Consider the following 13,141-nt stretch of genomic DNA (forward strand, 5'->3'; position numbering starts at 1 on the left):
TCACCTCGCTAAGCTGCGAAGCATTGCTTCGGTCTTGCTCGCCTATGTTCATAGCGAGTAACACAGAGCAGGATGCGTTTAGATGAACCCACAGGGCAGCGTTTGTAGCGCATTTCTACTGTGTTGTTACATGTTTATGTAGAATAACTACACCACACATGTGACGCCTTGTACAAATCTGCTACAAACTGCTGCAGAAACAAACAACAAAGGTCAACAGACCCTGATCACCCCTAAATTAAATTTTGAGGAAACCCTGTGAGCGAACAAAAACAGTCTCTTAGCTACAAAGATGCCGGCGTTGATATCGATGCGGGTAACGCCCTAGTAGAACGCATTAAAGGCGTTGTGAAAAAGACCAAACGTCCTGAAGTGATGGGCGGCATCGGCGGCTTTGGTGCGCTATGTCAGCTACCGACTGGCTACAAAGAGCCTGTTTTAGTTGCCGGTACCGATGGTGTGGGCACTAAATTGCGTCTTGCAATCGACCTTAAAAAGCACGACACCGTAGGCATCGACCTGGTTGCCATGTGTGTTAACGACCTTATCGTTCAAGGTGCCGAGCCACTATTTTTCCTTGATTACTATGCCACCGGCAAACTAGACGTGGACACGGCTGCCGACGTAGTTACTGGCATTGGCGCGGGTTGTGAGCTTTCTGGTTGTGCCCTTATCGGTGGTGAAACCGCTGAAATGCCTGGCATGTACGAAGGCGACGACTACGACATGGCTGGTTTCTGTGTGGGTGTAGTAGAAAAAGAAGGCATTATCGACGGCACTAAGGTTGCTGCCGGTGATCAGCTTATCGCTCTTGCCTCTAGCGGCCCGCACTCAAACGGTTACTCATTGATCCGTAAGGTTCTTGAAGTATCTGGCGCCGACACCAACAGCGAATTTGAAGGCAAAACCCTAGGCGAGCACCTGCTTGAGCCAACGCGCATCTATGTTAAGCCGGTACTAGAGCTACTTAAGCAAGTAGACGTACACGCGCTTTCACACATCACAGGCGGCGGCTTCTGGGAAAACATCCCACGCGTATTGCCTGAGTCGGCTAAAGCCGTGATCAAGGGTGACAGCTGGCAGTGGCCTGCGGTATTCAACTGGCTACAAGACAACGGCAACATCGAAACCCACGAAATGTACCGCACCTTTAACTGTGGTGTAGGCATGGTGCTTGTGGTTCCTGCCGACAAGCTAGAGCAAAGCCTGAGCATTCTTAAAGATGCGGGCGAAAACGCTTGGCACATTGGTGAAATCCAAGATGCAGCCGCTGGCGAAGAGCAAGTTGAAATCCTTGGCGGTGCGCAATAATGACACCAGGCCAGGTACCTGCCCGACTCGTTGTACTTATTTCGGGCAGTGGCTCTAACCTTCAGGCCATCATTGATGCGGTTGCAGCGGGTACCATCCCCGCTGAAATCTGCGCGGTGATCTCTAATAAGGCCGACGCATTCGGCCTTGAGCGAGCTAAAAAGGCTGGCATCGAAGCAAAAGTGTTAGACCACAAGGCGTTTGCCTCACGCGAAGAATATGACGTGGCTCTGGGTGACCTCATTGAGAGTTTTTCACCCGACTGTGTTGTATTAGCTGGATTTATGCGTATTCTAACAGCTGGCTTAGTGCAAAAATTTAAAGGGAAAATGTTGAACATTCACCCTTCCCTGTTGCCTAAGTACCAAGGGCTGAACACCCACCAGCGTGCGTTAGATGCAAACGATAAAGTGCATGGCGTTAGCGTTCATTTTGTGACCGAAGAGCTCGACGGCGGACCTGTGATAGTTCAAGCACAGGTGGCCATCGAAAGTGATGACACGGCTGACAGCTTGGCGCAGAAGGTTCATGCACAAGAACATATTATCTATCCGTTGGTGGTTAAGTGGTTCAGCGAACAACGACTGAAAATGGAAGATAACTATGCAGTGCTCGATAACAACACCCTTCCAAGCCAAGGCGCCGACCTCAACGCGCACTTGGACAGCTAAATTATTGATTGCCGCAGTCCTTGGCTGCGGTATCAATCTTGCTCACGCCGAGCAACAAGACGCCAACCCCGCGCCGCAAATTACCCTCAACGAATACAGCGCCGAATACATAGTGACCCGTCAGGGAGAACGCCATGGTGCCGCGCAACGTAGCCTTACTCGCGTCGATGATAACCTGTATGAATTGAGCTACCACAGCGAAATTGAGTGGATGATCTTCTCCGACGAGCGCCAGGAAAGCAGCCGTTTTAAATTTGTCGACGGCACCGTATTACCCGTTGATTATGTGCTTGAGCGCACCGGGACAGGTCCGGATAAAACCTATAAGATCAGCTTTGATCACCAGCAACAGCAGGTGTTCAGCAACCAGTCCAAATACCCGCTCGAATGCACCTGGAACCAAAACTTCCAGGACGTACTCTCTTACCAGATCTCGCTACGTCAAGCGCTGAGCAAGGGCGAAACCAAGTTCAGCTACCCCATAGTGGATAAAAAAGGCAATGACCGAGAGTATCAATTCGAGGTGGTTGGCAACGAAACCATTACCCTGCCCATAGGCAATGTGGAAACCATTAAGGTGAAACGGGTGTACGACAACGATAAGCGCCAAGCCATTGCCTGGTTTGCACCGAGCATGGACCACATGATGGTGCGCATGTACAAGGGCAAAGACGGCGTAGAACAGTTCCAGGTGGAGTTGGCCAAATACACGTCGGGTACCGCAACCCACTAATCTGAGAACACACAACCAGGCGCTACACTTTAGCGCCTGACCTCTCTTACCTCAGCACTGCTGATGCTTGCCCGCTCCCTGTATTGCCACCAGCTGCCCGTTACTGTCAAAAGACAAGGCCAACAAGGTGCCGGATTGCAATTTCACTCCAGGGTGCTCTACTCGTTTCAACAGTTCCGAGCTCAAGGCGATCAACACCTGTTGCCGACAATCGGCCAACAACCAATCGCCTTTATTTTGCACTAAACGCACTAAACGAACCGGCTCCGTTTCACTGCCAAGCGCATAGGCCTGGTGTTGCACCCGCAGCTGATTTGCCAGCTGCAGCTCGGCTTGATCTATGCTGCGCAATTGCGCTGGCACCGTGTCGCTGATGCGCATGCGCTGCTCGCCACCGGCGAGGTCAAAAATTTCCATGCGCGTATAGCTCTCAACACTATACAGGGGCGCATGCTCTTGCTTTGCCGCCTGCCAGGTGACCGACACCAGGGTTAATAAGGCCACACAGGCCATCAGCCACTGACCCTGATGCCACCAGCTACGGCAATTACGGGGGCTCGAATCGAGGGCCGACAACAAGGCTTTTTTCTCCTGTGCCTGCAGGGCGCTTTGTTGTTTTTGCTGTTGCTGCCATTGGGCCAGTTTGTCTGATCCGCGGTTTGCCATTACTGTGCTCCTTTGACCATGGTGGCGGCGATTTTTGCGCGTGCATAACGCAATCGGGTTTTTACACTCTCTTGGGCGCTGGCGGTGATCTGGGCAATTTCCTGCAAACTAAAACCCTCGAGTTGCAAGGTTAAAACCTCGCGTTGTAAGTGCGGCAAATCTGCTATCGCCGCTGTTAATTGCTGCTCGGTGGCGGCCATGATCAGTCCCTCTATATGCTGGGCGTCGAGGTGCAAATTAGGCTCTTGCAGACATTCTTCTACCGGTAGATGACGCTTTTGCCTGCGGGCATAATCAATCACCTGATTGCGGGCCAGGCTAAATAACCAGGCCTTAAAACTGCCCTGCTGTTGCGGACTAAAGCGTTGTGGCTGGGCCAACCAGCGCAACCACACCTCATGCAATAAATCGAGCGCCAATTGCCGCCGCGTATGACTATCCTCACTTAAGGACACTAACTGGGCCTGCAAAAAATACAGTACATCGTCGCTTAGCCTGAGCACCAAGACATCCCGTGCCTTGGCGCTGTCGGCGGCCAGTTGCGCCAATTGCTCGTCACTATAGTGGCTATAGTTTGGCGACAAGGGCGCAAATATCCGTGTGGCAACCGCTTTTAGCATCTTCACTCCTTAAATCGGCGACACCCTGGGCTCAAATCCAGGGTGGCGCCCTAGGCGACTAATTTTGCAAGTTAAAGTCTAATCTTACCTGTTGATTGGGCTGGCTCCTAGCCACACCCTCCACAACCTTAGGGCTAAACTTCCATTTACTCAGCGCCTTAAGGGCCTCACGATCAAAAATCCGCTTGGGCTCGGCGCTAATTACCTTAGCATTGATAACCTGACCGGTTGGGGAAATATCATAGCTCAGTATGACATAACCTTCGATCCCCTCACGGGCGGCGGTCGCTGGGTATTGCGGCGGTACCCGCACCAAGGGCATGGCGGTATCGCGAGACATGGATGAAAATTCCCCCAAGTCCGACATCTCGGTGCCCACATCCGGCAATGTCGGCGCTAACGTCAGCACCTCACCACCTGGGTCGGCAACCAGGCTTGGCCTTGATTCTGGCCTTGGCTCAACCTTAGGTGGCACCGGCTTGGCTTTTTTGATCACCTTGGTGTGCTTGGGCGGCTCCATGATTTCCACAATGACATCGTCAAACACCTCAATGGGCGCACGTTGCTCTGCGGTCAACAGCGACACCATAAAGCTAAAGGTCGCCAAAGTGATCGCCGCAGCGGCTAAGGCAAAGGCAACCGCCTTAAAACCTGGTGCAATCAGATTATGGCTGGGCTCAAAACCCGGTTCGTATGTGCCACTCTGGTGAGCGCCATGAGTAATATTCAATGTATTTTCCATGCTCTTTCCCCTTAAAAACTGACACCCTGACAAGTAAGGTGCTTACTAAGAAAACGCATGGGGGTATAAAAAGGGGTGAAAATATTTTTAAGACTTTTGCATAGAGCATGCCCTACCCTTACTTGGGTTGAGCTTAAACACAGTTCACACAGCAATTCGTATTGATAGAAGCGTTGAAATTAACACAACAAGGAATTATCCAACGAAGGCATACACAACAACAAACACCATAATTGACCAAAATATAATCTCCTGGAGTTTGTAAGCCATTTTATCCTTGTTGAGTAGAGGCAACACCCATACCAAGAAATAGCCAGTAAACCCACCCACCAGCAAAGGCAATATAATAAGTATATCCAGCAATAAAGGGTCACACGTTGGAAAGAAATCGAGTATAAAAACTGGAGAAATGACACTAAGCAAAAAAATAAAATAGATAAGTGAGTGGGTACCAATGGAAGTATTACATTGAGGGCAACGTAACTTCCTAGGCTTACTTAGTACATCCCAATACTTAATTTCTGTGTAATCACACTCTGGACATTTCATATCCTTTTTCGCGCCCCCATTATTTATTGGTTTTTACTAAAGGTGTTTGTAATTAATCTTAGACCTTATTCGAGTAGGGTTCGGTTGTTTGAAGTGAAAGTTGTCATAAAGCCCATGCCAATTTCAGGCACTTCAGAGGTATTAGTGAAGTAAAAGATGACAAAAACTTTCCCCTGTCCCAATAATGACCTTCGGATGACTCTTTTGTGCCAAAAGCGGACGGTGAGAACGCAAAGCTTTGGGGCGGCTGAAGCGCAGCGTAAGCCGTCCCAGCCACGATAGTGGCAACAACAGCGCCTTGTTATGTGTTTTTACCATTATTTTTTTTACTAATCGTTGATTTAGCTAACGTGACAATTGCGATTAACCCCAGACCCAATAGCACTGCTAGTAGAGTAAAACTAAACTCCTCCCGCGCTTTGAAGATCAGTATTAAGTACACAACTACTATGCAAGCCAAAAATATATTGCTGATTAAACCAACGTATTTTTTCAAAACAACTTTGTCCATGATGTTCAGCTTGAAACACATAACAATTTAATATCGAGCGATTGGGTCGTTTTTCTGCCGCAATCTGTCTCGCTTTTGTCCTATGACCATTGATAGCAAACTTAGGAAGTGCTTGCCAGCATTGAAGTTACGCTACGTTGCTATAAACGTGGACACGACAAAAACGACCCATTGGATCGTTTTCCTGACTATGGGAGAAACTCATCGATTATGGATGTATAAACAGTAAGTTAGGTGGAAGCATGAACGTTAGCTTTTCGCTCAAAATCACCCTTAGAGCATTTATGTTAACTCATTGTGGGGCAGAAATGCGTTAGCCGAACGTCGGCTTTGTAGAATTGAGCAAGTTGCACTAGATGACTGTGAACGTCTCTAGATCGCTCTTTAGTGACATAAAGCAACAGACAAAAATCGGCACCATGAGGTGCCGATTTTTTGATTTAAACTTGTTGCTGCTTTAGTCGCTGTACTTCTTTTAGCGGTGGTAAACCAAACAGATGACTGTACTCTCGAGAGAACTGAGAGGGGCTTTCCCCACAACACCGCTCGATTGGCTTGCATCAAGGCCATTGATTAGCGTTTGCTCTCTCGCCTCTTGCAAGCGTAACGTTTTCAAATACTGCAACGGACTAGTGCCTGTAGTACTTTTGAAATGCTGCCTAAATGACGACGCACTCATATGAGCTTGTTGTGCTAACTCGCTGTGCGTATGCGATGACCTATTGTCTACTGATAGTCTGAATTTTTCGGTAGCAGGGGGTGCGCGATATTTTTAGGGTATTCCTGTTGAGTGAGCAGTTGCTATATAGAGAGAAAGTGAAAAACGTGCGAGAAAAAAGCAAGCCTAAGATGTATGCGGCGATGCAAAACGTGAGAAACATTAAATAAGGATATTTCTCAATTCAAATTTATGTCAGTTTTAAATTAAAACTTGCAGATTTACACTTCAAAAAGCAAGGGGGAGAGAAAGTTGGGTGGTAGCCTTACCAGCCACATCTCGGCACACACATCACACGCTGTGGCTGCTCCCTTCCGGGCCTGACCAGGTTCACATGCTAGTGTTGCGAGAGGACCAATAAGGCCACCATAGTGGGCCTCTTTGGGCGCAGGAGGGATTATCCCGACTTTAACGGCGAGATTCAAGGGAAATCCGTGAATTGCCCAATAAATACAGGTTAACTGCCTAGTAAACAAACAGTTGGTTGTCTGTTAGGCACGAGTTTAGGTTATTGGGCCAGCCTGATGGCCAGCCCACCTCTGTGCTATTGTGCTATCGAGAATCGAATGGCAGTGCCACCCGCTCTCTTATTACCGGCATTTAATCAAGCTGGGTGCGTAACTCGCGTAACACCCCTTTCACCTTGGCCACGTTTTCCGGGCCCATGCGCAGTAATTGCTTTTGCGCCGGCGGCAGGTTCTCCCATTCTGAATAGGCGTACTTATAGGTAACCGAATCGCGCAACAACGGAATTTGTGTGGTCATCTCCGGCGTTGCCAGTACCAGGTCGATGGCCTGCACCAGGCGCTGCTCAAAGCTGGTACCCGGCTCACCTACTTCACCATAAGCTTCGACAAAAAGTGGCTCGAAGCGTTTATAAAGCGCCAAAAGCTGCTCGCTGTCCAGGGCCGTAAGAATGGCCACATAAGGGTCATAGCGTTTAAAACTTTGCGGGTCCATGGTCAGCACATCGCCTTCAACTACGCTGAACGGCTCTTGCAGTTTAGTCACCGGCGAGTGATTAGTGGCAACGCGACCGGCGGCGAGGTTATTAACAAACACCACTGTGCGACGAATTAAATCATCATTAACCAATAGTTCGGCACTGCTGGCGGCCAAGGATTGCTCTACGCGCTCGCTGACTTGGGTATCACTCTCATCCAGGCTTGGTAGGGGCTCTTCCATTACCGGCTCAGGCTCTGGCTGAACGGGCTCGGGCTGAACAGGCTCAGGGGTTGGCTGCGGCTCTAACTCGGGTTCGGGCTCTTGCGGCTCAATAACCACCTCTTTGGGCTCGGCAACAGGTGCCGGCTCAGTCGGTTGCTGCTGATTACTGAGGGCGATAACCACGACAATCATCAACACCACAACAACGATGGCGGCAAATAACAGGGTATTTCTGTTCGGTGTTTTCGTGTCTTGTTCGGGGGGCTGCTCTTTCATAGGTGCTCCGTTAACATAACCACGGTTTCAGCAAGGGCGGTGGCCATCAGTGGCAGTGCCAACATTGACAACGCGCTTGCCTATACGTTTCTTTTTACTGAAGAATCTTTTACATTAAAGCTAGGTCTCCATTTAAGTGCAAATAATATGCGAAAGCAAACTAATTGCGGTCAAAAAGGCACAGCATTGTTTTTAAGCGGCGGTGGCGCTCGTGCGGCTTATCAGGTGGGGGTGCTTAAGGCCCTCACTCATAGCCTACCGCGTACCGCCCCGCTACCGTTTCGTATTATCACCGGCACCTCTGCCGGGGCAATCAATTCCGTGGCATTAGGCTGCTGGGCGTCCTGTGCCCACTTGGCCAGCCGCAAGCTTGATGCTGTGTGGAGCCAATTTCATACCTCGGACGTCTACCGCAGTGACTTTGCCCATGTTTTTGGCCATATCCTTCGCAACATACTTACCAGCTTTCGCTCCGGCCATGCCAACCATGCCCCGGGCAGCCTGTTTAATAACGCGCCTCTTAGGCGCCTGCTGGCCGACGTCCTGCCTATGGAGCGCATCGACCGCAATATTCACCGCGGGATCATAGATGCCTTGGCGGTCACCGCTTCGAATTACAGTAACGGCGATTCCATTACCTTTTTTCAAAGCCATAACGCCGAACCCTGGCAACGGGTGAGACGCCAGGGACTAAAAACCCGTATCCATATGGAACACCTGATGGCCTCCAGTGCCATCCCCGTGGTGTTCCCCAGTGTAAGAATTCGACAGCAATATTATGGTGATGGTTCCATCCACCAAATGTCACCGCTTTCGAGTGCCATTCACCTTGGCGCCGATCGCATTTTTGTTATCGGTGTCGAGGCCCCGAAAGATGAAAACCGCAAGTATGCCCCGCATTATCCGGGTATCTCACATATTGCCGGCCACCTGCTAGACAGTGTGTTCGCCGATACCCTGCAGGCAGATCTGGAACGCGTTGAACGCATTAACCGTACCCTAAGCCTGCTAAAAGACCGTGAAGACCACAAAGAGCTCAAGCATATCGACACCTTTGTTATTAATCCCTCGCACAACTTTAATACCATAAGCAGCGAATATTACGACGATATGCCCCTCGCCATTCGCCTGTTACTGCGTGGCTTTGGTGTGAAGCGCTACAGCGAGTCAAGCTTACCCAGCTACCTGCTCTTTGAGAAACGCTATACCCAACATTTGATCGACCTCGGCTACCAGGACGGACTCGATAAATTACCCGAGCTGCGCCACTTTTTGAGTTTGGATTAGCTCAAGCATGAATTGATCAGGCTTCGCTACCATTGAGTAAGTAACGCTCGGCACGCTCCACCCGGCGCGGCTTGCCCTTAAGCACCAGCACATCCTGACCTTGCAATACAGTATCGGCGCAAGGGTCGTCAATTTCCTCACCATGGCGGCGCATAGCCGCCAGACTAACGCGGCGCAGACCCAGATTTAATTCGGCAATGGTTTTACCCACAGCATAGGCGTTATCCCCTAAGGCCATCACATGCAGATACTCTAAACGGTCGCTGTGAAGCTCTCTGTGTGGGGCCTCATCACTAATATAAAAGCTATGCAATAGGGAATAACGATTTTCCCGCTCCTGACTCACACGCCGTAGGATCCGCTTCATGGGTACGCCACTCATAAATAAAACATGGGAAGAGAGCATCAGGCTCGCCTCGAGCGACTCGGGCACCACCTCGGACACGCCGCATTCTTTAAGCTCTTCAAGGTGCGCATCATCCGGCATGCGCGCTAAAATTTTAACCTCAGGAGCCACCTCTTTAATCACTTCGGTCACTAATTTGACCTTAGCCAGATCGGTGAAGGTGATCACCACGAGGCGCGCATTGGCGGTGCCCGCACGCTGGAGAATCCCCTTTTGTGTGGCATCGCCGAACATCAAGGGATAATTGGCCAAACGCCCTTGCTGCACCAGGTAGGGGTCTAAGTCTATAGCCACAAAGGGCAGCGCTTCGGCACGTAAAAAACGGCTGATATTTTGACCGACTCGACCAGAACCGCAAATGATCACATGTTCGCTCTGGCGCTCATCGACACAATTGATCTGATCCGGCTCGCTTGAAGTTGCAAAGAGGCGGTGCACCCAGCGCGGCGCGCAGTCGATCAGATAAGGGGTGATAGCCATAGACAACACGCCCACAGCAATAAGCAAGGACGCTAACTCGGTAGCCAAAATGCCATGGGTTTTCGCCAAGGCCACCAGCACAAAGCCAAATTCACCCATTTGACAAAGCATGATGGCGGCACTGAAGGCATCGGTTTTACGCTCCCCCAAAAGCTGGGCTATCAGCGCTAGAATCACCCATTTAAGCAACATCATGGCCACCAGCACCGCAAGCACTATATGCAGATTTGAGAACACATACAGCAGGCTCAGCTGCATGCCCACGGTAACAAAAAACAAGCCCATCAGAATGTCGCGAAATGGGCGTATATCGCTTTCCAGTTGATGCCGGTATTGGCTCTCACCAAGCATCATACCGGCCAAAAAGGCTCCCAGGGCCATAGACAGACCAAACCAATAGGTCAATCCACCGGCGAACAGGGTTACCAGCAAGGTGGTGAGTACAAAAAGCTCTTCATTGCGCATCCGCGCCACTTCATTAAAGATAAGCGGCAACAGCCACTTGCCTATGGCCCACAGCAAGGCGCAAACCAAGGCGCCCTTGCCGAGTGCAAAGGCCAGGCTATAAAGTAACGATTGCTCTGTGTCGTTTGCCAATAAAGGGATGGCGATCAGCAAGGGCACCACGGCCAGATCCTGAAATAACAAGACACCCACCGCCAACTGGCCGCGACGCTTTTGCAACTGACCACTGTCTTTAAGGCATTTCACCACCACGGCGGTAGACGACAATGCTACCAGGGTCGCCACCGCAAAAGCACTTAGGGTATCGAAAGAAAATAACCACAGGCAGAAAAAGAAAACGCTCGAGGTCACCAGCACTTGCAATAAACCAACGCCAAATACGATATTGCGCATCGCCAACAAGCGGGGAAAAGAGAACTCCAGGCCCAGACTAAAGAGCAGAAATACGATGCCGAGCTCGGCAATGCCATGCATCTGTGAGCCGCTGGCAAGCCAGTCGAAACCGTGGGGACCGGCCATAATTCCGGTGACCAGATAGGCGAGTATCACCGGCAGACCCAGGCGTTTAAACAGCCATACCAGCACCACAGCGCTGACTAACAAGCCAATAACTTCGATAAACAGCTGCTGCATGGCGCTCCTGTAACGTCAACACCCGACCAACCAATGACCCTTCACTAACTATAGCAAGGCGTTGTTTTATGGCTAGTTTGAATTACAGGCACAGTTCTAGCATGGAAATGCTAGACGAAGTTAGTCTTAACAGCGGTACATACTGAGCGCGCCGATAAGGCCTTAACAGGCCAAATTCAGTGCTCGCAACACCTATCACGGCGCCCCGGGTTTATCTGCCGTGCCATTGACGAGTTTAAGCGCCCATAACGACGACCAAAAACCACAAAAGAACGTCAAAATAAGCTGAAACAGGGAAATAAAGTTTGGCAACTCTGCGAAGATCACGGCCAGCAAGGGCACCAACAAGCCAAGAATAAAATAGATGCCGCCCTTACCCAGCCAATAGGCGAGTAACAAAACACCGCAACCGACTCCGGCAATAAGCGCAATCACCAATACAGACCACATTGGCCCATAAACACCGACCACCACAGCCAGCAAAATCAAGGTAACCAGCGTAGCCAAGGGTGCTTTTTGCACCAAAGATAAACCTACATGAGGGGGCTTTGGGGAAGAGTTGGTTTCAATTGCCATTGCAATCCTTGTTGTGCCAAAAAGTCGTAATTATAAAAGTAACCCACCACTGCCACTAGGGTATCGCCATAAAAAATAAGCGGGATACGTTGGCGCTCCCAGGGCGGTACCTTAAGCTCTTTGAGCCAGTGACTTAGTTTATTGCCATAGGGTTTGTGCTGTGGACGAATACGGGCATTAAGCACACCAAAGCGCACCCAGACCTGCTCATCGGCATTTGGCGCTCTGACTCCCTGCCCCGGCTCACAGGTTAAAACACGTGCATCTTTCAGGGTAAGGGCGCCTGGGCAACTTAGTTGCTGTGCCAATAATTCGACTTGGTTTTCAACCAAGTACAGCTGCTCATTAAAGCGACGTACACTCACCTCAGCGCCACTATGAGTGCGCAGCGATAAACTCGGCTGACTATCGGCACGGGCACTTAACAGCTGCTCGCACAGGCTTTGCAGCTGCAATTGCGAAGGCATGGCCACATCATGGCTTTGCAGCCAGTAGCGCAACACATTATTGGCACGAGCCGCGCCTAAGGCCATTAATGGCGCCAGGCTTAGCTGCTGCGGATTAACAGCCAATTGAGTTAAGTCTTGGGCGGCAATCTCATCAAGCAGGTGCTGCTGTTGTTGCAGTAACTCAGTGGTTTGCGCCACCTTAGCGCTAAAGCCGGGGAAACGTTTGTTAAGTAGCGGCAAGACCTGGTTACGCAGAAAGTTACGGTCGAAGCGGCTGTCATCATTAGACTCATCGTGAATATGCTCAAGGCCATGACTTTCGACATAGTGCTTTAATTGCTTGCGACTAATACCCAGTAAGGGTCTAAGTAAAGGACGTTGTTGCCAGTAGCTTAGCGCCTGCATGCCGCCAAGTCCCTTGAGACCAGCGCCTCGCTTCAAGCGCAGGAAGAAGGTTTCTACCTGGTCGTCACTATGCTGACCCAAAAGCAGCGCATAGCCTGCAGGCAAGGCCATATCCATGGCTTGATAACGAGCCTGGCGCGCCTTGGCTTCAATACCCAGCCTGGTTTTATCCGACAGGGTAACCCGCTCGTTATAAAAGGCAATACCACGCATCCGGCATTGCTCGGCACTAAAGGCCAGCCAATGTTCGGCGTTAGCACTTAAACCATGATGGATATGAATGGCACACAAGGGCATACCCTTGTCCTTGGCATAACGCTGGGCAAGCTCAAGCAACACCATGGAGTCGAGGCCGCCGCTCAGAGCAACCGCCAAGCCTTGGCAGTCGGGCAGCTCATTAAGGAGGTGTGCTAATTGTGTGGCAAAGCGTGTATACATAAGGCTGGCCATTAGGCGATATTAGACTGGCATTAAAA

12 protein-coding genes and 1 other RNA gene are annotated in these 13,141 nt (G+C 50.4%); 4 read left to right on the forward strand and 9 right to left on the reverse strand.

The genetic code is table 11. The features are described from left to right. Positions 1–258: 258 nt before the first annotated feature. Genes purM through C2M35_RS13100 form a run of 3 tightly spaced genes read left to right on the forward strand, consistent with a single transcriptional unit; the run spans position 259 to position 2,715 of the window. On the forward strand, positions 259–1,311 hold the full coding sequence (gene purM, locus C2M35_RS13090; protein ID WP_105265535.1) for a phosphoribosylformylglycinamidine cyclo-ligase: 1,053 nt from the start codon (positions 259–261) through the stop codon (positions 1,309–1,311). Next, positions 1,311–1,982 (forward strand): phosphoribosylglycinamide formyltransferase, encoded by a 672-nt coding sequence (gene purN / locus C2M35_RS13095; RefSeq protein ID WP_105265536.1) that lies wholly within the window; start codon positions 1,311–1,313, stop codon positions 1,980–1,982. The genes purM and purN overlap by 1 nt, the downstream gene beginning before the upstream one ends. Continuing rightward, positions 1,915–2,715: a DUF3108 domain-containing protein gene (locus C2M35_RS13100; protein WP_105265537.1), complete on the forward strand. Its 801-nt coding sequence runs from the start codon at positions 1,915–1,917 to the stop codon at positions 2,713–2,715. The genes purN and C2M35_RS13100 overlap by 68 nt, the downstream gene beginning before the upstream one ends. 51 nt (positions 2,716–2,766) lie before the next feature. Here the strand turns inward: C2M35_RS13100 and C2M35_RS13105 are convergent, their stop codons facing one another. The 6 genes from C2M35_RS13105 to C2M35_RS13140 all read right to left on the reverse strand — a co-directional run bounded on the left by C2M35_RS13105 (position 2,767) and on the right by C2M35_RS13140 (position 7,964). Further along, on the reverse strand, positions 2,767–3,381 hold the full coding sequence (locus C2M35_RS13105; protein ID WP_105265538.1) for a hypothetical protein: 615 nt from the start codon (positions 3,379–3,381) through the stop codon (positions 2,767–2,769). Then, on the reverse strand, positions 3,381–4,001 hold the full coding sequence (locus C2M35_RS13110) for an RNA polymerase sigma factor (protein WP_105265539.1): 621 nt from the start codon (positions 3,999–4,001) through the stop codon (positions 3,381–3,383). The genes C2M35_RS13105 and C2M35_RS13110 overlap by 1 nt, the downstream gene beginning before the upstream one ends. Before the next feature lie 58 nt (positions 4,002–4,059). Beyond that, positions 4,060–4,743, reverse strand: a complete 684-nt coding sequence (locus C2M35_RS13115) for an energy transducer TonB (RefSeq protein WP_105265540.1) — start codon at positions 4,741–4,743, stop codon at positions 4,060–4,062. A 1,535-nt stretch (positions 4,744–6,278) separates the two neighbouring features. Next, positions 6,279–6,482 (reverse strand): helix-turn-helix domain-containing protein, encoded by a 204-nt coding sequence (locus C2M35_RS13130; protein WP_234000067.1) that lies wholly within the window; start codon positions 6,480–6,482, stop codon positions 6,279–6,281. 302 nt (positions 6,483–6,784) lie between these two features. After that, positions 6,785–6,881: signal recognition particle sRNA small type (gene ffs / locus C2M35_RS13135), an RNA gene on the reverse strand. A gap of 240 nt (positions 6,882–7,121) precedes the next feature. Then, complete coding sequence (locus C2M35_RS13140) at positions 7,122–7,964, reverse strand: DUF3014 domain-containing protein (RefSeq protein WP_105265541.1); 843 nt, start codon at positions 7,962–7,964, stop codon at positions 7,122–7,124. Positions 7,965–8,111: 147 nt separating this feature from the next. On the opposite strand from C2M35_RS13140, the gene C2M35_RS13145 reads away from it, so the two are divergent. Further along, on the forward strand, positions 8,112–9,251 hold the full coding sequence (locus C2M35_RS13145; RefSeq protein ID WP_105200514.1) for a patatin-like phospholipase family protein: 1,140 nt from the start codon (positions 8,112–8,114) through the stop codon (positions 9,249–9,251). 16 nt (positions 9,252–9,267) lie between these two features. On the opposite strand, the gene C2M35_RS13150 is transcribed toward C2M35_RS13145, so the two are convergent. The 3 genes from C2M35_RS13150 to tilS all read right to left on the reverse strand — a co-directional run bounded on the left by C2M35_RS13150 (position 9,268) and on the right by tilS (position 13,103). Next, positions 9,268–11,235: a monovalent cation:proton antiporter family protein gene (locus tag C2M35_RS13150; protein WP_105265542.1), complete on the reverse strand. Its 1,968-nt coding sequence runs from the start codon at positions 11,233–11,235 to the stop codon at positions 9,268–9,270. Positions 11,236–11,430: 195 nt separating this feature from the next. Further along, on the reverse strand, positions 11,431–11,811 hold the full coding sequence (locus C2M35_RS13155; protein WP_105200516.1) for a hypothetical protein: 381 nt from the start codon (positions 11,809–11,811) through the stop codon (positions 11,431–11,433). After that, positions 11,769–13,103 carry a tRNA lysidine(34) synthetase TilS gene (gene tilS, locus C2M35_RS13160; RefSeq protein ID WP_158677983.1) on the reverse strand — a complete coding sequence of 445 codons (1,335 nt, stop codon included), beginning with the start codon at positions 13,101–13,103 and terminating at the stop codon, positions 11,769–11,771. Before tilS ends, C2M35_RS13155 begins: the two co-directional genes overlap by 43 nt. Between the last annotated feature and the right edge of the window lie 38 nt (positions 13,104–13,141).

The organism is Pseudoalteromonas sp. T1lg76, from assembly GCF_002964725.1.
Classification (GTDB): domain Bacteria; phylum Pseudomonadota; class Gammaproteobacteria; order Enterobacterales; family Alteromonadaceae; genus Pseudoalteromonas.